We start from the raw sequence: 21,474 nt of genomic DNA, 5'->3' as shown, positions 1-21,474 counted from the left end.
AAGGAGAAGGGCGATGAAGCTCAGCGATATCGCCGACAACGCCGGCTCGCGCAAGAAGCGCATGCGTGTCGGCCGTGGCATCGGTTCCGGCAAGGGCAAGACCTCGGGTCGCGGCGGCAAGGGCCAGACCGCGCGTTCGGGCGTCCGCATCAAGGGTTTCGAAGGCGGCCAGATGCCGATGCATCGCCGTCTGCCGAAGCGCGGCTTCAACAACATCTTCCGGCTCGACTTCGCCGAGATCAATCTCGACCGTCTGCAGGAAGCGATCGACAACAAGCTGGTCGATGCGAGCGCGACGGTGAACGCCGAATCGCTGGTCAAGGCCGGCGTGCTGCGCCGCGCCAAGGACGGCCTGCGGCTGCTCGGCCGCGGCGAGATCAAGACCAAGCTGACCATCGAGGTGCACGGCGCTTCCAAGTCGGCCATTGCCGCGGTCGAGAAGGCCGGCGGCTCGGTCAAGATCCTGGCCCCCGCCAAGGAAGAAGGCGAGGCGGCGTAACATCTGCGTCATTGCCCGCGACGCGCGGGCAATCCGCAGATCGAATGATGGACTTATCGAGGCCGAGCACCAGATAATGTCCGGTGTCTGCCGGCGCCCAGGGAATTGATCTCTTTGGGGGCGCCGGCGAATGGGGCTCCGGGAGAAAGCCGAAACATGGTCTCAGCAGCCGAACAACTTGCCGCCAACCTCAATTTCGGACAGCTGGCGAAAGCCGACGAGCTGAAGAAGCGCATCTGGTTCACCCTGGGTGCGCTGCTTGTTTATCGGCTCGGCACCTACATCCCGCTGCCCGGCATCGATCCCAACATCTGGGAGCAGGTGTTCCGCAGCCAGTCCGGCGGCATCCTCGGCATGTTCAACATGTTCGCCGGCGGCGGCATCCACCGCATGGCGATCTTCGCGCTCAACATCATGCCGTACATCTCGGCATCGATCATCGTGCAGCTGCTGACCACCGTGTCGCCGCAGCTCGAGGCGCTCAAGAAGGAAGGCGAGGCGGGCCGCAAGACGCTGAACCAGTACACCCGCTATCTGACCGTGATCCTGGCGCTGTTCCAGTCCTATGGCATCGCGATCGGCCTCGAAGGCGCCGGTAATGTCGTCAGCGACCCCGGCATGTTCTTCCGGATCTCGACCGCGATCACGCTGACCGGCGGCACCATGTTCCTGATGTGGCTCGGCGAGCAGATCACCTCGCGCGGCATCGGCAACGGTATCTCGCTGATCATCCTGTCCGGCATCGTCGCCGAGCTGCCGTCGGCGCTCGCCAACATGCTGGAACTGGGCCGCCAGGGCGCGATGTCGACCGGCCTGATCCTGATCGTCATCGTGATGGCGGTCGCCGTGATCGCCTTCATCGTGTTCATGGAGCGCGCGCAGCGCCGGCTTTTGATCCAGTATCCGAAGCGCCAGGTCGGCAACAAGATGTTCGAGGGCCAGTCCTCGCATCTGCCGCTCAAGCTCAACACCTCGGGCGTGATTCCGCCGATCTTCGCCTCGTCGCTGCTGCTGCTGCCGACCACGGTCGCGAACTTCAACGCCGGCAAGGGGCCGGAATGGTTCCAGTGGATCACGACCCAGCTCAGCCACGGCCGGCCGCTGTTCCTGTTCATGTATCTCGCGCTGATCGTGTTCTTCGCGTTCTTCTACACCGCGATCGTGTTCAATCCGACCGAGACTGCGGACAACCTGAAGAAGCATGGCGGCTTCATCCCGGGCATCCGGCCCGGCGAGCGCACCGCCGAGTACATCGACTATGTGCTGTCGCGCATCACGGTGCTCGGCGCGGTCTATCTCGCGATCGTCTGCCTGATTCCTGAAATTCTGATTTCCTACGCATCGGTCCCGTTCTACTTTGGCGGCACCTCGCTGTTGATCGTCGTCAGCGTGACGATGGATACGGTGTCGCAGGTGCAGGGCTATCTGCTCGCTCATCAGTATGAGGGGTTGATCAGGAAGTCGAAGCTCAGGGGAGGCCGCCGCCGCTGATCGCGGCTTGGCTTCGAACTCAAAACACAGGTGTGCGGACGTCGCCCACCTAGCCGGGGGGCGAAACAGATATGAGATTGATCCTTTTGGGGCCGCCGGGCTCGGGCAAGGGAACCCAGGCGCAGCGGCTGGTGCACAAGCACGGCATCGTCCAGCTCTCGACCGGTGAGATGCTGCGCGCTGCGGTCGCCGCGGGCACGCCGGTCGGCCTACAGGCCAAGGAGATCATGGCCAATGGCGGCCTGGTTCCAGACGAGGTCGTGGTGGGAATCATCGCCGACCGGATCGAGGAGCCCGATGCCAAGAAGGGGTTCATTCTCGACGGCTTCCCGCGCACTGTGCCGCAGGCCGAGGCGCTCGACGATCTGCTCCGGAAAAAGCACCTCAAGCTCGACGCGGTGGTTGAGCTCCGCGTCAACGAGAGCGCGCTGCTCGCCCGCGTTGAGAAGCGTGCCGAGGAAACCCGCACGCGCGGCGAGGAAGTCCGCCTCGACGACACGCCGGAAGTGCTGACCAAGCGCCTGGCGCAGTACCGTTCGCTGACGGAGCCGCTGATTCACTATTATTCGGAGCGGCGGAAGCTCCTGACGGTCGATGGCATGATGACCATCGAGCACGTCACCCGCGAGATCAACCGGATCCTGACCGCGCTCGGCGCGCTGGAACCCAGGGAACACGAGGATCGCGTCCCCAAGACGGCTAAAAAGGCCGCCAAGGCGGCCATGAAGGCCAGCAAGAAGGCAGCTAAACCAGCCCAAAAGGCCGCTAAATCGGCCCGGAAGGCTGCCAAGGCGCCCTCCAAGGCCAAAGCGGCCAAGAAAACCGTGAAGAAAGCCGCGAAGAAGGCGGTAAAGAAGGCCGCCCGCGCCGCGAAAGCCCGCAAGGGAGCAAAGACCGCCAAAAAGGCGGCAAAAAAGCTCACGAAAAAGCGAGCTAAACGCTAGGAGCGGTTGACGAAACCGACATGAATCCTTTAATAAGCCCCGCATCCAAGTTGGATAGTTTGATGACGATGCCGGGCCCCGAAGGACATGAGGGGAGGGCGTCGTGTTCGCGTTTGTGGACACAAGCCCGAGAGAGCAAGCACTTGAGAAGCCCGTATCCGTGATGGATCGGCGACAGGAGAGAAGTCCGTGGCCCGTATTGCCGGCGTCAACATTCCTACCAACAAGCGCGTCCTGATCGCGCTTCAGTACATCCATGGCATCGGCCAGAAGAACGCGGCCGACATCATCGAGAAGGTCAAGATCCCGCTGGACCGTCGCGTCAACCAGTTGACCGACCAGGAAGTCCTGCAGATCCGCGAAGTGATCGACCGCGACTATCTGGTCGAGGGCGACCTCCGTCGTGAGGTCGGCATCAACATCAAGCGGCTGATGGACCTCGGCTGCTACCGCGGCCTGCGTCATCGCCGCGGTCTGCCGGTGCGCGGCCAGCGCACCCACACCAATGCGCGCACGCGCAAGGGGCCGGCCAAGGCGATCGCCGGCAAGAAGAAGTAAGTTTTGCGAATTGCAGGTGGGGAGTAGCGAATGGAAATTCGCTACTCGCCATTTGCGTTTTGAGGTGTAGCCGCTGGCACTACGGCGGCGTCGAGATCACAGGAAAGGTTTGAAATGGGCAAGGAAGCCACCCGCGTACGCCGCCGCGAACGCAAGAACATCGCCTCCGGCATCGCGCACGTGAATTCGTCGTTCAACAACACGACCATCACCATCACCGACGCGCAGGGCAACACCATTGCCTGGTCGTCGGCCGGCACCATGGGCTTCAAGGGCTCGCGCAAGTCGACCCCCTATGCCGCGCAGGTCGCGGCGGAAGACGTCTCCAAGAAGGCGCAGGAACACGGCATGCGCACGCTGGAGGTTGAAGTGGCCGGCCCGGGTTCGGGCCGTGAGTCGGCGCTCCGTGCGCTGCAGGCTGCGGGCTTCACCGTCACCTCGATCCGCGACGTGACCACCATCCCGCACAATGGCTGCCGTCCGCGCAAGCGTCGGCGCGTTTGATCTGTAAGTCGTGGGCGGCCTCTGGCCGCCCTGCGATGGTTTTTGGAATTGACCGCGCGGACTGATCCGCGATCTCCAACGCCGGGTTCGGCCATTCGATTTGGCCCTGTGACCGGCAAATGGGTGAAACAGTGACGATCCAGAAAAATTGGCAAGAACTCATTCGACCGAACAAGCTGCAGGTGACGCCGGGCTCGGACGCGAGCCGGTTCGCCACCGTGGTCGCCGAACCGCTCGAGCGTGGCTTCGGCCAGACGCTCGGCAACGCGCTGCGCCGCATCCTGTTGTCCTCGCTGCAGGGCGCGGCGGTGCAGTCGGTGCATATCGACGGCGTGTTGCACGAGTTCTCCTCGATCGCCGGTGTCCGTGAAGACGTCACCGACATCGTCCTCAACATCAAGGACATCTCGATCAAGATGCAGGGCGAAGGCCCGAAGCGCATGGTCGTGAAGAAGCAGGGCCCGGGCGCCGTCACCGCCGGCGATATCCAGACCGTCGGCGATGTCACGGTGCTCAACCCCGACCTGCAGCTCTGCACGCTGGACGACGGCGCCGAGATCCGCATGGAGTTCACGGTCACGACCGGCAAGGGCTATGTCGCCGCCGAGCGCAACCGTCCCGAGGATGCTCCGATCGGCCTGATCCCGGTCGACAGCTTGTTCTCGCCGGTCCGCAAGGTCTCCTACAAGGTCGAGAACACCCGCGAGGGCCAGATCCTCGACTACGACAAGCTGACCATGACGATCGAGACCAACGGCGCGATCACGCCGGAGGACGCGGTGGCCTACGCCGCGCGCATCCTGCAGGATCAGCTCAACGTGTTCGTCAACTTCGAAGAGCCGCGCAAGGAAGTCACGCAGGAGATCATCCCCGATCTCGCGTTCAACCCGGCGTTCCTCAAGAAGGTCGACGAGCTCGAGCTGTCGGTGCGTTCGGCAAACTGCCTGAAGAACGACAACATCGTCTACATCGGCGACCTCGTGCAGAAGTCGGAAGCGGAAATGCTCCGTACTCCGAACTTCGGCCGCAAGTCGCTGAACGAAATCAAGGAAGTGCTGGCCCAGATGGGTCTGCACCTCGGCATGGAAGTGCCGGGCTGGCCGCCGGAGAACATCGACGAGCTCGCCAAGCGCTTCGAGGATCACTACTAAGCTTTGGTCATTCCGGACGTCGCGAAGCGGCGATCCGGAATCTCGAGATTCCGGGTTCGGCTCTGCGAGTCGCCCCGGAATGACGTCCGGGCGAACGCAGGATGCCCACCTGCAAAACTTGTCGCTGAACCACCGCGGCAGAATTGAAGAAGGAAGAAGTCAATGCGTCACGGCAAGGTTCATCGGAAGCTCAACCGCACCGCCGAACACCGGCGTGCGATGTTCGCCAACATGGCGGCCGCGCTGATCAAGCACGAGCAGATCGTCACCACGCTGCCGAAGGCCAAGGAGCTGCGGCCGATCGTCGAGAAGCTCGTCACCCTCGGCAAGAAGGGCGGCCTTGCCCTGCGCCGTCAGGCGATCTCGGAGCTGCGCGACGTCGACCAGGTCAAGAAGCTGTTCGACACGCTGGCGACCCGCTACAAGGACCGCCAGGGCGGCTACACCCGCATCATCAAGGCCGGCTTCCGCTACGGCGACAACGCGGCGATGGCCGTGATCGAGTTCGTCGACCGCGACGTCGACGCCAAGGGCCAGGACTCCGGTCCGGCGCAGGACAAGGAAGCCGAGGCGGCGTAAGCCCCGCTTCGCGCCAGGATTTGAAAGCGGCGCCTTCGGGCGCCGTTTTTATTTGGTGGCCACGCTCCATCCCCGTCGTCCTGGCGAAAGCCAGGAGGTGGATTCACATTCGAAGTGCAACACTTGAGCAAAGGACGCGGCAGGCGTGCGGTAGTCAAGGCATTTGCGCGGGGTGTTGTTGTAGGCGGCGATGAACTGGCGGAACCTGGCGGTCGAGAGGGTTAGAAGATCCGTCTTGCGGGGAATAAAGCGGCGCATCCTGCCGATGGCGTTCTCGATGCCACCCTTCTGCCAGGGGGCATGGGGATCGCAGAAGAAGGTCGCGATCGAGAGGCGGTGCAGCGCCAGGTGACCGGCGAACTCGGTGCCGTTGTCGAAGGTAACGCTCTGGCGCAGCTCTTGTGGAAGGGGCGCGAAGAAGCCCACGAGATGGCGGGCGACACCGCGCGCGACCTTGCTGGCAAGGCGGATGCCGAGCAGCAGCCGCGAGGTGCGCTCGTGCACGGTCAGCACGGCCTGACCGTATTTCGAGAACATCATCAGGTCGGCCTCCCAGTGTCCGGGCACGCTGCGGTCGGCCGCTTCGAGCGGCCGATTTGCCAAGGGTACACGGCCTTCGATGAAGCTTGCGGGGCTGCCGCCCCGCTTGCCGCGGCAGCCGCGCTTGCTCTTGGCGCGCGGCAGATAGCGCCGCCAGTTGAAGTCCGTGGTGCGCCTGAGTTGGCCATAGATGAAGCGGTAGATGGTCTCGTGGGAGATCACCTTGCGCCCGTGCTCGCGGGCCAGCCGGCCAGCGACCTGCTCGGGCGACCAGCCGCGGCGAAGGCGTTGCAACACCGCGCGGCGCAGGCCGGGCTCCCGTTCGAGGCGTCCGCCCGTCCAGCGCCGCGCTCGCATCTGGTGCTGGGCATAGCTCGGCTTGTAGCCGACCTGGCTCCCCCGATTGCGCCTCAGTTCCCGAGAGATCGTTGATGGCGAGCGATCCAGAGCTGCCGCGATTTGCCGGACCGAGCTGCCATTGGCCGATAGGCAGGCAATCTCGCATCGGTCGTCCAGAGAGAGCTGCTTGTAAGTCCGCCCCATGGCAACACCTCCTCAAGGAAGTGTTGCACTTCGTTTGTGAACTCAGGGGACCCATTACCCCAAATCTAAATTGTTGCGCGACGCTGGGGCTCAAATCCTTCTCATAATCACCTGCGGTGGTAATGGGTCCTGGCTTTCGCCAGGACGACGAGGTGTGTTCTATTTCCTCACGCATCGGTGAGATGCAATTGCGGCGCTGCATGCCGCGCCCGATATGTCCGTCGACATCAATGGAGATGACAGATGAAAATCGACCTTTCCGGAAAGACTGCGCTGGTGACCGGCTCGACCGCGGGCATTGGCAATGCCATCGCAAGGGGGCTGGCCGAGACCGGCGCCGAGGTCGTCGTCAACGGCCGCGGTCAGGCCAAGGTCGATGCCGCGATTGCCGCGATCACGAAGGCAGTACCGGACGCAAAGCTCCGCGGCATTGCCGCCGACGTCTCGACCGCGGCGGGCTGCAAGGCGCTGCTCGCGGCGCTGCCGGACGTCGACATCCTCGTCAACAATGCCGGCATCTTCGAGCCGAAGCCGTTCTTCGACATTCCCGACGAGGACTGGAGCCGCTTCTACGAGGTCAATGTGATGTCGGGCGTCCGGCTGTCGCGCGGCTACATGCAGGGCATGCTGAAGCGCAACTGGGGCCGCATCGTCTTCATCTCCTCGGAGTCCGGCCTCAACATTCCGACCGAGATGATCCATTACGGCATGACCAAGACCGCGCAGCTTGCGATCGCGCGCGGGCTCGCCGAGCTGACCAAAGGCACCGCCGTGACCGTCAACTCGGTGCTGCCCGGACCGACCATGTCCGAAGGCGTCGAGACCTTCGTCAAGGATCTCGCCAAGCAGAACGGCCAATCGGTCGAGGAGGCGGCCTCCAACTTCGTCAAGCAGCACCGGCCGACCTCGCTGCTGCAGCGCTTTGCCAGCACCGAGGAGATCGCCAATCTCGTGGTCTATGTCTGCTCCAGGCAGGCATCCGCGACCAACGGCGCCGCGCTGCGCGCCGAAGGCGGCATCGTCAACACCATCGCATGAGGCCGCATGCCGGCCTATGTGATCTCCGAGGTCGAGATGCGGGACGCCGCGGCGTTCGAGGCCTATCGCACGCTGGCGGCGAACACCATCGCAAAATATGGCGGGCGCTACGTCGTGCGCGGCGGCACAGTCGAGGTGGTGGAGGGCGGTCCACCACCGAACGCGATCGTCATCGTCGAATTTCCGACCATGGCGCGCCTGCGCGAATGGTATGCGTCACCGGAATATGCCGAAGCGTTGAAGCTTCGCGCAACCGCGCTGGAGCGACGCCTGCTGTTCGTCGAGGGCGTGCCGCCGACCTAGCTATCCCTTCGCGCCGTCGAGAAACTCGCTGAAGCCTGCGGGACGGTAGGGACCGAAGCAAATCTGCTCCAGAACGCCGATCCCCGTCCGGCTGCCCTGGCGGGCGCGGACCACCTGCTGGACGTGCACATTCTCGCGGGCCAGCGGATCCAGCGTCGATGGATCGAGCGACTCGCCGCCGATCTCGAGCTCGCCCTTCCACATGCCCTGGCCCCATTGCGGATGGCCGTAGCCGAGGCCCTTCATCTGGAATTTGAGGATCGGGTCGAGCGCGATGGTCGTGGTGTGGCCGTCGATATCGACGAGGTCGATTTCAGCCGACTGCGCCAGCCGGGTGTGCGGCACGTATTTGACGCGATGCCGCGCGGTCGCCATGCGGCGGTCGAGGCCGTCGACCACGCCGGGAATCTCGGCCTCGCATCGGTAGAGCGGCGCGGTGATGCCCTCGCGGACCAGCGCCTCGCCCTGCGTCCCGTCGAAGAAGATCGCGTGCGAAATGTGGTCGTCCCAGACCAGCGGCGCCCAGAGGAAGAACACGCTCGGCGGCGGCATCGGCGCGCCTCCGACGTCGCGTTCGCCGACATTGCGCACGCCCCAGGAGCGATCCTTGGTGCCGTAGCAGGTGCGATCGTCGACCTTGATCCCGCCGTCGGGGTGGCTGATGACACCGCTCCAGCGGCCGAACTGGTCGAACCGGGTCGAATCCATCGCGCGGCGGCCGCCCGACCAAAGCGTCTGGCGCGCTTCCTGGATCGCGGCGGTGCGCGCGGAGAAGGTCAGGTCGCAGGCGAGGCCCGTCGCATTGTCGTCGAGCACGACCCGGGTCCGCAGCATCGGCTCGAGCACTTCGAGCCTGAACGGACCGACCTGCATCTCGGTGCGCTCGAGCGGGGCGCGCCGCGAGCCGTAAAAGCAGTGCTGCCGTCCGCCGCGTTCCACGACGCTGAAGGCGCAATCGAGGATCTTGCGGTGCGGGTAGATCGCAATGCCGATCCCGAAATAATACGCGCCGTCGGCGGTGTAGCCGTTGAACCAGGTCCGGTCATAGACATTGCGGTCGCTGGTCGAGGGAACCGCGATCGGCTCCGGCGTCTGGTGGATGGGGAAATCGTCCAGTTTGTTGAGCACGCCGATCCCTTTCGCTGTCAGTCCTTCCAGTATGAAAAGCTGTCGTGGTCCAGGGCTTGCGCGCAGGCGCCGCGGGTCATTTTCAGGAACAGCGCGTCGCCGCGCTCGGAGCGCTGGACGCTGAGCGCGGAGACCACGCCCATCATGATGCCGTGCAGCGTGTAGCGCCGGTAATCCTGCCAGCAACGATCCCAGTCGTAGTCCCGCACGCCGCGCCGGATCAGTTCCGAATGATAGAACCGCACCAGGTCGGCTTCATGAAGCCGCCGTTCGATCGGGTCGATGCCGGCCGAGAGGAAATAGGCGACGTCGACGATTCCTGGGCCCACTGTCAGCGTCTGCCAGTCCAGCGTCGCCATCGGATGGGTATTGCCGCGGACGTCGAACAGCATGTTGTCGAGCCGGAAATCCGCATGCTGGAGGGTTCGCGGCGCCGATCGATCGGACTGGTAGCGCAATAGCGCGTCCGGAAGCCGGTCGATCAGATCAAGGAATTCAGGCTCGATCACGCCGCGATATCGCTCCTTGTAGTGACCGATGATGCCGGGCAGCACCGAGCGAAGGTCTCTGCGCCGGCTTGCGGCCATCACGAAGCATTGCACCGCATCGAGGCTCGGGTCATTCCATCGCGGCGCATGCAACGCCGCGGCCTCGGTCATGGCGATCTGGCAGTCGGCGATCGAGCATCCGGCGAGCTGATCGCCCGGACGTGCGGGCGCGAGGTCCTCCAGGATCAGGGTGAAGTCGTCGGTCGCCGGATCAATCTCGGCAAGAATCGGCCGGGGGGTGTGAATGGCGACGGTGGCGGCCAGCTCGCGATAGAATGCGACCTCGCGGACGTAAAGCGTGTGCGCGGAACCGGAGCGGCGGCTGTCGGGATCTGCGGCCGGGAATTTGCCGACGACGCTCAAAGGAGCGTTCGGCTCGTCACCGTCATAGGTCACACGAAATCGATAGCTGTCGCCGACGAGGCCATTGCCGACCGGCTTGCAGGCGAGATCGACGACCCTGACCTGGTCGATCACACCGGCTTCGCGCAGCGCCCGCGTCATCCACTCCGGATCGATCCGCGACGGATCGGCCGTGAGCAAACTCATCGGTTTCCTCCCATCCCCGTGGGCGTCACCACCGCTCCGGCCGCGTCCTGCGCGGCCGGATTGAGGACGGGGTGATCGTTGCGCAAATCATACAGGCGCTGGCGGCTTTGGCAAAAGCCACCCGCCGGCCTGTGGGGATATCATGCCCGGGATGTTGCCTGGGCATGAGGAAGCGGACGTTAGGAGCCTTACCAGCCCTCGAGCACGATCTTGCCGCGTGACTTGCCGCTTTCCAGCAGAGCGTGGGCGCGCTTGAGGTTGGCGGCGTTGATGGTACCGAAGGTCTGGTCGAGCGTGGTGCGCAGCACGCCCTTGTCGATCAGGTCGGCGACATCGTTGAGCAGATGATGCTGCGCGATCATGTCGGGTGTCTGGAACGAGGAGCGCGTGAACATCGATTCCCAGTGCACCGAGACCGCCTTGCCCTTGAACGCGGCGACGTTGAATTCCGGCGGATCGTCGATCAGGCCGAACTTGCCCTGCGGCGCGATGAAGTCGGCGATCGACTTGTAGTGCTGGTCGGTGAAGGTGAGGCTGGCGACGAGGCCGACCGGCGGCAGCCTCAAGCTCTCGATCTGCTCCTTCATCGGCTGCGAGTGGTCGATCACCGCATGGGCGCCGAGATCGCGGCACCACTTTTGCGACTCCGGCCGCGTTGCTGTCGCAACCACGGTCAGTCCGGTCAGGCGGCGCGCAAGCTGGATCAGGATCGAGCCGACACCGCCGGCGCCGCCGATGATCAGAAGCGTGCGCGGATCGAGGCTCTTGCCCGGCACCGCGCCGAGCCGGTCGAACAGCAGCTCCCACGCGGTGATCGAGGTCAGGGGCAGGGCGGCGGCCTGCGCGAATGACAGCGACGCCGGCTTGTTGCCGACGATGCGTTCATCGACCAGATGAAATTCCGAATTGGTGCCCTGGCGCAGGATCGAGCCCGCGTAAAACACCTCGTCGCCGGGCTTGAAGAGCGAGACGTCGGGCCCGACCGCGTCGACCACGCCGGCCGCATCGAAGCCGAGGATCTTGTATCCGCCGTCGGTCGGCGCCGCGCGCTTGCGCACCTTGTAGTCGACCGGATTGGCCGAGATGGCCTTTACCGCGACGCGGATGTCGCGCCCCTTCGGCTCGGGCTTGGCGATCTCGAAATCGACGAGCGAATCCGCCGCCTCGATCGGCAGCGATTTTTGGTATCCGACGGCCTTCATGCCTGGTCTCCGTGGTGGGCGATTGCCTGCCGATTAACTGTCGCGCTGGCTTCCATTTGGCAAGTACTGTAAAAACAGGGAACTAGTCCCTGTTTGTATACTATTGGGAAAATACTGGATGAAACGGAAGAATTTCGCGCGCCGGCCGGGCTGCGCGGTCGAGGCGGCGCTCGACCTGATCGACGGCAAGTGGAAGGGCGTGATCCTGTACCACTTGCAGGCCGGCACCCAGCGCTTCGGCGAGTTGCGGCGGCGGATGCCCGGCATCACCCAGCGCATGCTGACCAAGCAGCTGCGCGCGCTCGAGGACGACGGCCTCGTGATCCGCAAGGTCTATGCCGAGGTGCCGCCACGGGTCGAGTACACGCTTTCCGAACTCGGCGAGAGCCTGCGCCCGGTGATCGATATTCTGAAAGCCTGGGGCGAGGGCCATCAGGAGCGGCTGTCCTGCGCGCCGGCGCCGGAGGTTGTTGTGAAGAAGTCGAAGCGCGCGGCCTGAAAGCATGTTCGCGCGACGCGCTCCGCTTCACCTCGCCCCGCGTGCGGGGAGAGGCATAGGCCGCCTACGGCGGCCGTTCTCAAGAACGCCGAAGCGGTGCTTCGGCTATGACGCATCGTCAGATGCGTTCCGGGTGAGGGGGAGCCTCAGCAAGCGCAGCTGCTGCCGAATACGCGGAGAGGGCCCCTCACCCCAACCCTCTCCCCGTAAGAACGGGGAGAGGGAGCGCGGCGCCGTCCTGTCAATATTCGACCGATCTCATTCAGCTAGAAACGCGTGAACCAAACGCTCGATGAAAACGGCCGGAGCGATGCCCCGGCCGTCTATGAGTTGGTCTCAGCTCCGATCAGCTCAGAACGCAACCTGCGTACGCAGCGCGACCGCGTCGAACTTCGAGCCGACGTCCGCAGCCGAGGTCGCCGAGGCCTGCTTGGCGATATCGCCGTGCAGGTAGTTCAGCATGAAGCGGACGTTGTTGTTGACGTACCAGTTCAGCGCGGCGGTGTAGACGGTCTGCCGTCCGCCCGCGATGCCGACCGCCTGCGCGATCTGATCGTTGAGGTCCATCGTGCTGACGCGGCCGGCGATTTCCCAGGCGCCCCAGCCGCCGCCGGCGAGCGAGAATGGATCGTGCGGCTTGATCCCGCTATAGGAGGCCGTCGCCGGATTGTAGGCGTGATTCTCGCCGGTCAGCACGTAGCCGACCTGCGCGTAACCGCCGTCGAACTTCAGGCTCGGCGCGCCGAACGGCGGCAGTCCGGTGTTCGCGGAGCGATCGACATTGAACCAGTAATATTCGCCCTGCGCGATGAACGGGCCATAGGTCGCTGCCGCCTCGACGCCGTACACCTGCGCGCCGGAGACGTTGGCGATCGCACCGGTCGAGATCAGTGTTGTCGGATCGATGCGCAGCTCGGGCCGGTCGCTGAGCGTGAGCGTCTGCGCCTGCGTGAGCTGGTTGCGCGGCGGCTGCACCAGCCATTCCGCATCGGCGCCGATGTGCACCGAATAGTTCTTGCCGCTGATCGGATTGCCGGCGACGCGGATGACGCCGCCATACTGCTCGGACGTGCCGGCCGGCGAGGCGGAGGACGCGGAGTGGATGGCGCCCGACGTCGGTCCGGTGACATAGCCGCCGATCCAGAACTGGTCGTTCCACCAGCGGGTGCCGGCGGCCGAACGGAAGTCACCGGCGGCGATGTTCTGGGCGATGATGCCGACCGAGGCGCGCTCCATGAACAGGATGTCGTTGGAGCTGGTCGCTTCGTCGAGCGTCCACGGCACGTCCATGATGCCGCCTTCGATCGCCATCTTGCCGCCGAACGGCTTGAAGCCGGTGTAGCTCAGATACGCATTCTCGATGCCCGAGGTGCCGCCGCCGGGCAGTGATCCCGGAGCCGCGCCGCCGAAGCCGTCGGACGAGCCGCCGAAATCGTAGATCAGCGAGTAATTCCAGTCGCCGAAGAATTTGCCGACGATGCCGATGCGTGCGCGGCGGACGTTCTCGCCGCTGTCGAGCTTTTGCGGCGAGGTGCCTGCGGTGTTCGGACGATAGTCATAGCCGCCGACATCCCAGTGCACGCGACTCGTGATCGCAACGCAGTTCTGTTCGTCCGCGGTGCAGATCGTCGGCCGGTTGTTCGGCATCGTCACCACGACGCCGGACGGCGCGACCGGGCCCTTCACCGGGATCGCGGCGTTGGCGGTCGCCACCCGCGCGGCCTTGGCATCCGCCGCCTTCGCATTGGCGTTTGCGCTGGCTGCGCTTGCGGTATTGGCGTTGGTCTGCTTCTGCAGTTTGTCGAGCTTCTGCTCGAGCATCTTCAGCTGCTGCTTCAGCAGCGCGATCTCCGCATCGCTGCCGCCTCCGGCCGATTGCGAATAGGCCGGCGAGGCGGCAAGCGCCCCTGCCAGGCCTATGGCGATTGCACTGACTTTTGTTGCACCCATTGTGCACCCCTGTTGTGTTTGAATTCCCCACTCACTCACTGAACGGTCCTAGGAGCGTATCGTGACTGACGCACGACAGTGCTTCCGGGCATCGCAGTTCCGCTTGTGGTCCGCAGGCAACAAGCGGAGCGGCGCAGTGAGATGACAGCCATCATAGAAGCTTGGCGGCGCGCTTCAACGCGGCCGCTGCGGGTTGTGCACCGGTACGGCGGGGGGCCAGTTATCCGGCCGGGCGCCCTTCAATTGCCCGGCGAACACGCCTATATTCCGGCGTTTCCACGAGAGGTGAGAATGCTCCGACCTGTCCGCTTTGCTGCCGTATCCGCTCTGTGCACGTTGGCCTTCATGGGGAATCTTTCCGCAGCCGCGGCCCAGGACCGCCGCGTGCCGTCCTCGCAGGCCGAGCTGCAATTGTCCTATGCGCCGATCGTGCAGCGGGTGCAGCCGGCGGTGGTCAATGTTTACGCCGCCAAGACCGTGCAAAACCGCAATCCATTTCTGGATGACCCGATTTTTCGCCGCTTCTTCGGCGTGCCGGGACAGCAGCCCGAGCAGATGCAGCGCTCGCTCGGCTCCGGCGTGATGGTCGACGGCTCCGGCCTCGTAGTCACAAACAATCACGTGATCGAGGGCGCCGATCAGGTGAAGGTCTCGCTCGCCGACAAGCGCGAATACGAGGCCGAGATCGTGCTGAAGGACAGCCGTACCGACCTCGCGGTGCTGCGCCTGAAGGACACCAACAAGGAGAAGTTCGCGACCCTCGACTTCGCCAATTCCGACCAACTGCAGGTCGGTGACGTCGTGCTCGCGATCGGCAATCCGTTCGGCGTCGGCCAGACCGTGACGCACGGCATCATCTCGGCCCTGGCGCGCACTCAAGTCGGGATCACGGATTATCAATTCTTCATTCAGACCGACGCCGCGATCAATCCCGGCAATTCCGGCGGCGCGCTGGTCGACATGACGGGCCGGCTCGCCGGCATCAACACTGCGATCTTCTCGCGCTCCGGCGGCTCGCAGGGCATCGGCTTTGCGATCCCCGCCAACATGGTGCGCGTCGTGGTGGCCTCCGCCAAGAGCGGCGGCAAGAATGTGAAGCGGCCATGGCTCGGCGCGCGGCTGCAGGCGGTGACGCCGGAGATTGCCGAGACGCTCGGGCTGAAGCTGCCGTCTGGCGCGCTGGTCGCCAACGTCGCGCCGAACAGCCCGGCGGCGAAGGCGGGCCTGAAGCTCTCCGACCTGATCGTCGGGATCGACGGCACGCCGATCGACGATCCCAACGCGTTCGACTACCGCTTCGCGACCCGTCCGCTCGGCGGCAACGCGGAGATCGAGGTGCAGCGCGCCGGCAAGCCGGTGAAGCTCACCATACCGCTGGAGACCGCGCCCGACACCAACCGCGACGAGATCGTGCTGACCGCGCGCTCGCCGTTCCAGGGCGCGAGGGTCGCCAACATCTCGCCGGCGCTGGCCGACGAACTGCATCTCGACGCCGGTGCCGAGGGCGTGGTGGTGACTGATCTCGCCGGTGACGGCACCGCGGCCAATGTCGGCTTCCAGAAGGGCGACATCATCCTCGCGGTCAACAACGAGAAGATCGTGCGGACCAGCGACCTCGAGAAGGCATCGAAGACGGGGACGCGGGTCTGGCGCATCACGCTGGTGCGCGGCGGCCAGCAGATCAACGTGACGCTCGGCGGATGAGCCCCAAGCAACCGCGAGAGGCCGGCAACCTCTTTGCTGCGGCGGGGATGGAGCAGGACGCGCCGCACCCGCTGCCGGACCGGCTGCGTCCGCGCACGCTGGCCGATGTCGTCGGCCAGGATCACATCCTCGGCCCTGACGGCGCGCTGACGCGGATGCTGGAGACGCGCACGCTGGGCTCGCTGGTGTTCTGGGGACCGCCCGGCACCGGCAAGACCACGGTGGCGCGGCTTCTGGCCGACGCCACCGAGCTGCATTTCGAGCAGATCTCCGCGGTGTTCTCCGGCGTCGCCGATCTCAAGAAGGCGTTCGATGCCGCGCGTGCCCGCCGCGAGACCGGCAAGGGCACGCTGCTGTTCGTCGACGAGGTGCATCGTTTCAATCGCGCGCAGCAGGATTCCTTCCTGCCCGTGATGGAGGACGGCACGGTGGTGCTGGTCGGCGCCACCACGGAGAACCCGTCCTTCGAGCTCAACGCGGCGCTTCTGTCGCGCGCCCGCGTGCTGGTGTTTCACTCGCTCGATACGGCGGCGATCGAGAAACTGTTCGCCAATGCCGAGAAGATCGAGGGCAAGCCGCTGCCGCTCGATGCCGAAGCCCGCGCCGTGCTGGTGCGGATGGCCGATGGCGATGGCCGCGCCTCGCTGACATTGGCCGAAGAGGTCTGGCGCGCCGCCCGCAAGGGCGAGGTGTTCAACGCCGAGCAGTTGCAGGCCATCCTGCAACGCCGGGCGCCGATCTACGACAAATCGGCCGACGGCCATTACAATCTGATCTCGGCGCTGCACAAGTCAGTGCGCGGCTCCGATCCGGATGCGGCGCTGTATTATCTCGCGCGCATGTTCGATGCCGGCGAGGATCCGCTGTTCCTGGCGCGGCGCGTGGTGCGCATGGCGGTCGAAGATATCGGCCTTGCCGATCCGCAGGCACTGGCGGTGTGCAACGCCGCCAAGGATGCTTACGATTTCCTCGGCTCGCCGGAGGGTGAACTCGCGATCGCGCAGGCCGTGGTCTATCTCGCCACCGCGCCGAAATCGAACGCGGTCTACACCGCGTTTGGTGCTGCGATGCAGACCGCAAAGCAGGGCGGCTCGCTGCTGCCGCCGAAGCACATTTTGAATTCGCCGACCAAGCTGATGAAGTCGGAGGGCTACGGCTCCGGCTATCAATATGATCACGACATGCCGGACGCATTCTCCGGCCAGGACTATTTCCCGGAAGCGCTGGGCCGCCAGACCTTCTACGATCCGCCCGACCGCGGCTTCGAACGCGAGATCCGCAAGCGGCTGGATTACTGGCAGCGGCTGCGCAAGGAACGGGGCGGGAGCTAGGGCAAGACGAGATTGGGCCGTGGCCGCGAATAACGCACGTTCCCGTTTCCACCTGCGGCGTGAAAGCGTCAGTTGCGGAGGCTCGCCAATGCCATATGCAACACCTTCAGGCGAGGAATACTTACGTAAGTTCGGAATATTAGAAATATATTCCTGATTTGCCCGACGTGTCAAGTTGCTTGGTGCCACGCCGATCGCCGCCGGCTCCTTTGCATGGGGTTGTTCTCGATATTTTGCCAGCGCCCGCTGCAACGGCCCATAACCTCATATTGCGCTGGCGCGTCACTTGACGCTCTTCACGAACTCCAAAATCTCGTCCGTCAGCCGCGTGTCCGGCGTGTTGATCGCATAGACCTCCGACATGTGGCTGTGCTGCGGCAGCATGAAGCTGCGGGCGCAGCCGCTCGGCCGCTTGCAGCTGGCCTGCTTCATGAGCTCGAACTGCTCGACGAAGCGCGGCGGATCGAGCTCGGCCGCGGTGATTAGGAACGGGATCGGGCTCGCGACCAGCCCTTGCAGCGAGGAGCGTTCGGCATAGCGCGAGGGATCGGAGCCGTAATAGGCGAGCTCTGCGTCACCGGCCGGCGAGGCCGTCAGATCATAGATGCCCGACACCATGATCGCGCCGGCAAGCCCGCCGCCCTTCACCTTGTGGAATTCGCCATGGGAGACATAGCTCGCGACATGGATCGCGCCGGCCGATTGGCCCATCAGGAAGATGCGCCTGGGCTCGCCGCCGCGGGAGGCGATGTTTTCCGCAACCCACTGCACGATCGCACCGATGTCCTCCGGGCCTGCCGGCCACGGAAAGGCCGGCGCCAGGCGATAGGTGGCATTGACGCCGACGAAGCCGTTCTTCACCGCCCACAGCATGATGTTGTCGTAGAACGGGCTGCCGGGCGCGCGCTTGTTGCCGGCAATGAGTCCGCCGCCATGGATGTAGATCAGCACGGGCCGTGCCGGCGCCGCCGTCTCCGGCGTGAACACGTCGAGCAGATGGCGGTCGGCGGAGCCGTATTTGAGGTCGCGCTCGACCTTGACGCCCTGATAGGGCTCCTTCTGTTGCAGCGGCGCGTAGAGTGCAGCGGTCTTGGGTGGGTCGATGACGCGGCCGAGTTCCAGGAGCTTCCAGGCCAGATCTTCCGGCATCGCGGCTTCGGGCATCGGGCTTTGCTGGGCGAGCGCAGGGTCCGTGAGCATCAGGGCCGCCGCCAAAGCCGATATCGCCAGTCTCATTCCAGGGCCCCCGTCGATTGCCGTATGCGGCCGAACATGGCCGATGTTGCACCGGATTCACACCGATTTCGCCGTGACGATTCGCGGCATTTGCGCTAGGCACAATGCAGGTCTGGAGCCGAAAAATCACCATGAGCCGCCGCATCAAGAGAACTACATCGCCGGGCGACCGCGCCAAAGGGCGCGACAAGGGCCGCGACCGGGACCGCGCCGGCGATCGTGGTAAGGATCGTGGCAAGAGCGGATCGGCGGAGCGCACCCGCAAGCCGGACGATCGCAAGTTCGGTGAGCGCAAGTCTGGAGAGCGTCCGTTCGCGCATCGTGCGGCCGGAAAGCCGCCGCGCTTTGCCGAGTCGCGTCGCGACCGGCAGGAGCGGGCTGAGCCCGCCGCTACGAAGCCCGCGGCCGAGCAGCCGCTGCCGACCAAGGTGCAGACCGTCGTCGTCACCGCCGACGAGAACGGCATGCGCGTCGACCGTTTCCTCGAGGCACGCTTTCCCGGCCTGTCGTTCTCCCACATCCAGCGCATCGTCCGGAAGGGCGAACTCAGGGTCAACGGCAAGCGCGCCGATTCCAAGGACCGGCTGGAGGAGGGCCAGAGCGTGCGCATCCCGCCGCTGCGGCTCGATACGCCGAAGACATCAGGCACGCTCTCCGAGGCCGAGGCGAAGACGCTGCAGGCGCTGAAGGACATGACGCTGTACGAGGACGACGACGTGCTGGTGCTGAACAAGCCGGCCGGTCTCGCCGTGCAGGGCGGCTCCGGCATGACGCGCCATGTCGACCAGATGCTCGAGGTGATGCGCGACGCCAAGGGGCAGAAGCCGCGGCTGGTGCATCGGCTCGACCGGGAGACCTCGGGCTGCCTTCTGGTCGCCAAGACGCGTTTCGCCGCCACGCATCTCACCGGCGCATTCCGCCATCGCTCCGCGCGCAAGATCTACTGGGCGCTGGTCGCCGGCGTGCCGAAGCCGAAGCAGGGCCGCATCTCGACCTATCTCGCCAAGGAGGAGAGCGAGGAGGACAGCATCATGCGGATCGCGGAGCATGGTGACGAGGGCGCGAGCCACGCCGTGACCTATTATGCCGTGGTCGAGACCTCGGCGACCAAGCTCGCCTGGGTCTCGCTCAAGCCGGTGACCGGCCGCACCCATCAATTGCGCGCCCACATGGCGCATATCGATCACGCGATCGTCGGTGATCCCAAATATTTCAACAAGGAGAACTGGCAGCTGCCCGGTGGCCTGCAGAACCGGTTGCATCTGCTTGCCCGCCGCATCGTGATTCCGCACCCGAGGGGCGGCGTGATCGATGCCACCGCGCCGCTGCCGCCGCACATGCTGCAATCCTGGAATCTGCTCGGGCTCGAGGCCGACCGCTTCGACCCGATCGAGAACGCGCCCGAGGAGTGACGGACGGGCGCCGATATCCGGCGCGGACAGCAACAACGATCAAACGGCTCCGCGCTTTGCGGCTATCTTCGCGCGCCGGCCTTTGCCGGCCTGCAACGGAGACTCTCCATGATCGGCACCTGGCTGCGCGTCACGCTTTTCCTGATCGGCTCGGCTGTCGCCTCGATGACGGCGCAGGCCGAGACCATCGTGCTCCGCGGCGGCACGCTCTACGCATCGGCCGATGCGCAGGCGCTGCCGGATGCGGTGATCGTGATGAGCGACGGCGTCATCAGCGCGGTCGGCAAGTCCGGCGACATCCAGGCGCCGCCGGATGCCCGCGTGATCGATTGCAGCGGCAAGACCATCGTCGCCGGCTTCTGGAACAGCCATGTCCATTTCACGCAAAAAGTCTGGCGCAATTCCGGCGCAGCGCCGGCCGCGGCGCTGACGCAGCACATGCAGGAGATGCTGACGCGCTGGGGTTTTACCACGGTCTGGGATCTCGGCTCCGATCCGAGCGACACGTTGCCGCTGCGCAAGCGCATCGTCGCGGGCGAAGTCGCCGGCCCCAACATCCTGCTCGCCGGCAACATCTTCCCGAAGGGCGGGCACCCCGTCTACATCCCGCGCGAAGTGCAGCTTCCCGAAGTTGCAACGCCGGAGGAGGCAACGAAATGGGCGCGCGACTGGCTCGGCATGGGTGAGGACGGTATCAAACTGTTCACCGGCGCGTTCATGGGGGACAAGCCCGTCGTCAACATGGACCCTGCAATCGCCAAGGCGGCTGTCGACGTCGCGCATGCGCAGGGCAGGCCGGTGTTCGCACATCCGCAGAACAAGGTCGGCGTCGAGACGGTGATCGAGTCCGGCGTCGACGTGCTCGCGCACACCACGCCCGGCGAACCCAGCTACACCGCGGATCAGCTGGCGCGGTTCAAGGCACAGGGGACTGCGCTCGTTCCCACACTGTCGCTGTTCACCACGGTGGTGCTCGATCAGAATGTCACCAACCGTCTGGTGGCTTCGACCGTCAACCAGCTCAAGCAATTTTCGGAGAATGGCGGCACGGTGCTGTTCGGCACCGATGTCGGTTTCACCACGCTGTACGACACCACGCAGGAATTTCAGCTGATGCACCGCGTGTTGTCGGAGCGGCAGGTGCTGGCCTCGCTGACGACCAATCCGGCGCGGTTCTTCAAGGCCGCGAAGAAGGGACGGGTCGAGCAGGGCTTCGACGCCGATCTCGTGGTGCTCGACGGCGATCCGCTCGGCGACGTCGGCAATCTTGCGAAAGTGAGCAGCACGATCCGTGCCGGTCACGTGATCTACCAGAAGCCGTAACGATGGCGGGGAACTCGCATTTCGGGGGCAGCATTGACGCTTGGTGCGTTCACTTGAACCGTTGCTGCCGCGTCACGACATATAGGCTATGAAGCGATCCCTGATTGTTGCCGGCATTCTGCTCTGGGCCATCGGCGCGGCAAGCGCGCAAATTCTTGCGCCCGGCCGCTCGACGTGGGATCCGCCGGTCCCTCAGCCTCCGCCTCCGCCGCGGATCGAGGTGCCGGCGATCCCCAGGATGGACGCGCCGACGCAGCCGAGCCTGCGTTCGCGGCCGCGCAGCTCGTTCGGCGACCGCGTCAGCCGGTGCCTCGACGAGGCCGCCGCCGCCGGCCTGAACCAGGCCGAGCGTGCAGCCTATTCGCGATCCTGCGCCAACCACCGCGATTAGAACCTCGACAGCGGAATAGGGCGGCACCCGATGCCGCTTGGACCGATATCG

Annotated in this window: 21 protein-coding genes; 15 read left to right on the top strand and 6 right to left on the bottom strand. The window is 64.9% G+C overall.

Annotated features, from left to right (window positions below):
- Positions 1-13: 13 nt before the first annotated feature.
- The 7 genes from rplO (at position 14) to rplQ (ending at position 5,726) form a co-directional block, all read left to right on the top strand.
- Positions 14-499, top strand: coding sequence for a 50S ribosomal protein L15 (gene rplO, locus ACVIHF_RS18635; RefSeq protein WP_092082428.1), 486 nt, complete (start codon positions 14-16; stop codon positions 497-499).
- Between the two features lie 156 nt (positions 500-655).
- Positions 656-1,990, top strand: a complete 1,335-nt coding sequence (gene secY, locus ACVIHF_RS18630; protein ID WP_057019546.1) for a preprotein translocase subunit SecY — start codon at positions 656-658, stop codon at positions 1,988-1,990.
- A 71-nt stretch (positions 1,991-2,061) separates the two neighbouring features.
- Positions 2,062-2,934: an adenylate kinase gene (locus ACVIHF_RS18625; protein ID WP_253608217.1), complete on the top strand. Its 873-nt coding sequence runs from the start codon at positions 2,062-2,064 to the stop codon at positions 2,932-2,934.
- Positions 2,935-3,123: 189 nt separating this feature from the next.
- Positions 3,124-3,492 carry a 30S ribosomal protein S13 gene (gene rpsM / locus ACVIHF_RS18620; protein ID WP_057019544.1) on the top strand — a complete coding sequence of 123 codons (369 nt, stop codon included), beginning with the start codon at positions 3,124-3,126 and terminating at the stop codon, positions 3,490-3,492.
- Positions 3,493-3,606: 114 nt separating this feature from the next.
- Positions 3,607-3,996 (top strand): 30S ribosomal protein S11, encoded by a 390-nt coding sequence (rpsK, locus tag ACVIHF_RS18615; protein ID WP_006021048.1) that lies wholly within the window; start codon positions 3,607-3,609, stop codon positions 3,994-3,996.
- Between the two features lie 119 nt (positions 3,997-4,115).
- On the top strand, positions 4,116-5,147 hold the full coding sequence (locus ACVIHF_RS18610) for a DNA-directed RNA polymerase subunit alpha (protein ID WP_035631062.1): 1,032 nt from the start codon (positions 4,116-4,118) through the stop codon (positions 5,145-5,147).
- Between the two features lie 162 nt (positions 5,148-5,309).
- Positions 5,310-5,726: a 50S ribosomal protein L17 gene (gene rplQ, locus ACVIHF_RS18605; protein WP_016843769.1), complete on the top strand. Its 417-nt coding sequence runs from the start codon at positions 5,310-5,312 to the stop codon at positions 5,724-5,726.
- A gap of 48 nt (positions 5,727-5,774) precedes the next feature.
- On the opposite strand, the gene ACVIHF_RS18600 is transcribed toward rplQ, so the two are convergent.
- Positions 5,775-6,809 (bottom strand): IS30 family transposase, encoded by a 1,035-nt coding sequence (locus ACVIHF_RS18600; protein ID WP_253608218.1) that lies wholly within the window; start codon positions 6,807-6,809, stop codon positions 5,775-5,777.
- A 243-nt stretch (positions 6,810-7,052) separates the two neighbouring features.
- Here ACVIHF_RS18600 and ACVIHF_RS18595 point away from each other — a divergent pair, with 243 nt between their 5' ends.
- Together ACVIHF_RS18595 and ACVIHF_RS18590 are read left to right on the top strand one after the other, a co-directional pair.
- Positions 7,053-7,847, top strand: coding sequence for an SDR family NAD(P)-dependent oxidoreductase (locus ACVIHF_RS18595; RefSeq protein ID WP_076831371.1), 795 nt, complete (start codon positions 7,053-7,055; stop codon positions 7,845-7,847).
- Positions 7,848-7,853: 6 nt separating this feature from the next.
- The gene (locus tag ACVIHF_RS18590) at positions 7,854-8,150 is read left to right on the top strand and encodes a DUF1330 domain-containing protein (RefSeq protein ID WP_225646166.1); all 297 of its coding nucleotides are present in this window, start codon (positions 7,854-7,856) and stop codon (positions 8,148-8,150) included.
- On the opposite strand, the gene ACVIHF_RS18585 is transcribed toward ACVIHF_RS18590, so the two are convergent.
- From ACVIHF_RS18585 to ACVIHF_RS18575, 3 genes are all read right to left on the bottom strand, one after another.
- Complete coding sequence (locus tag ACVIHF_RS18585) at positions 8,151-9,278, bottom strand: hypothetical protein (protein WP_253608219.1); 1,128 nt, start codon at positions 9,276-9,278, stop codon at positions 8,151-8,153.
- A gap of 17 nt (positions 9,279-9,295) precedes the next feature.
- Positions 9,296-10,375, bottom strand: coding sequence for an ecdysteroid 22-kinase family protein (locus ACVIHF_RS18580; protein ID WP_253608220.1), 1,080 nt, complete (start codon positions 10,373-10,375; stop codon positions 9,296-9,298).
- A gap of 188 nt (positions 10,376-10,563) precedes the next feature.
- A complete protein-coding gene (locus ACVIHF_RS18575; protein ID WP_253608221.1) occupies positions 10,564-11,577 on the bottom strand; it encodes a zinc-binding alcohol dehydrogenase family protein in 1,014 nt (337 codons plus the stop codon).
- Between the two features lie 118 nt (positions 11,578-11,695).
- On the opposite strand from ACVIHF_RS18575, the gene ACVIHF_RS18570 reads away from it, so the two are divergent.
- Positions 11,696-12,076, top strand: coding sequence for a winged helix-turn-helix transcriptional regulator (locus tag ACVIHF_RS18570; protein ID WP_166205903.1), 381 nt, complete (start codon positions 11,696-11,698; stop codon positions 12,074-12,076).
- Positions 12,077-12,427: 351 nt separating this feature from the next.
- On the opposite strand, the gene ACVIHF_RS18565 is transcribed toward ACVIHF_RS18570, so the two are convergent.
- Entirely contained in the window at positions 12,428-14,026 is a 1,599-nt protein-coding gene (locus tag ACVIHF_RS18565; RefSeq protein ID WP_057015490.1) for an OprO/OprP family phosphate-selective porin, read from the bottom strand.
- Between the two features lie 345 nt (positions 14,027-14,371).
- Between ACVIHF_RS18565 and ACVIHF_RS18560 the strand changes: the two genes are divergently transcribed.
- Both ACVIHF_RS18560 and ACVIHF_RS18555 read left to right on the top strand, forming a co-directional pair.
- Entirely contained in the window at positions 14,372-15,730 is a 1,359-nt protein-coding gene (locus tag ACVIHF_RS18560; RefSeq protein ID WP_092090135.1) for a DegQ family serine endoprotease, read from the top strand.
- Entirely contained in the window at positions 15,727-17,061 is a 1,335-nt protein-coding gene (locus ACVIHF_RS18555; protein WP_141343263.1) for a replication-associated recombination protein A, read from the top strand. Before ACVIHF_RS18560 ends, ACVIHF_RS18555 begins: the two co-directional genes overlap by 4 nt.
- A 282-nt stretch (positions 17,062-17,343) precedes the next feature.
- Here ACVIHF_RS18555 and ACVIHF_RS18550 read toward each other — a convergent pair whose 3' ends face one another.
- Positions 17,344-18,261, bottom strand: coding sequence for an alpha/beta hydrolase (locus ACVIHF_RS18550; RefSeq protein ID WP_253608222.1), 918 nt, complete (start codon positions 18,259-18,261; stop codon positions 17,344-17,346).
- Positions 18,262-18,428: 167 nt separating this feature from the next.
- Here ACVIHF_RS18550 and ACVIHF_RS18545 point away from each other — a divergent pair, with 167 nt between their 5' ends.
- The 3 genes from ACVIHF_RS18545 to ACVIHF_RS18535 all read left to right on the top strand — a co-directional run bounded on the left by ACVIHF_RS18545 (position 18,429) and on the right by ACVIHF_RS18535 (position 21,423).
- On the top strand, positions 18,429-19,709 hold the full coding sequence (locus ACVIHF_RS18545; RefSeq protein WP_456792414.1) for an RluA family pseudouridine synthase: 1,281 nt from the start codon (positions 18,429-18,431) through the stop codon (positions 19,707-19,709).
- A gap of 108 nt (positions 19,710-19,817) precedes the next feature.
- A complete protein-coding gene (locus tag ACVIHF_RS18540; protein WP_253608224.1) occupies positions 19,818-21,032 on the top strand; it encodes an amidohydrolase family protein in 1,215 nt (404 codons plus the stop codon).
- Positions 21,033-21,120: 88 nt separating this feature from the next.
- Positions 21,121-21,423 (top strand): hypothetical protein, encoded by a 303-nt coding sequence (locus ACVIHF_RS18535; RefSeq protein WP_225160323.1) that lies wholly within the window; start codon positions 21,121-21,123, stop codon positions 21,421-21,423.
- Positions 21,424-21,474 lie beyond the last annotated feature (51 nt).

It is taken from the genome of Bradyrhizobium sp. USDA 4506, from assembly GCF_054058795.1.
This window is presented reverse-complemented; position numbering and strand designations above follow the sequence as displayed.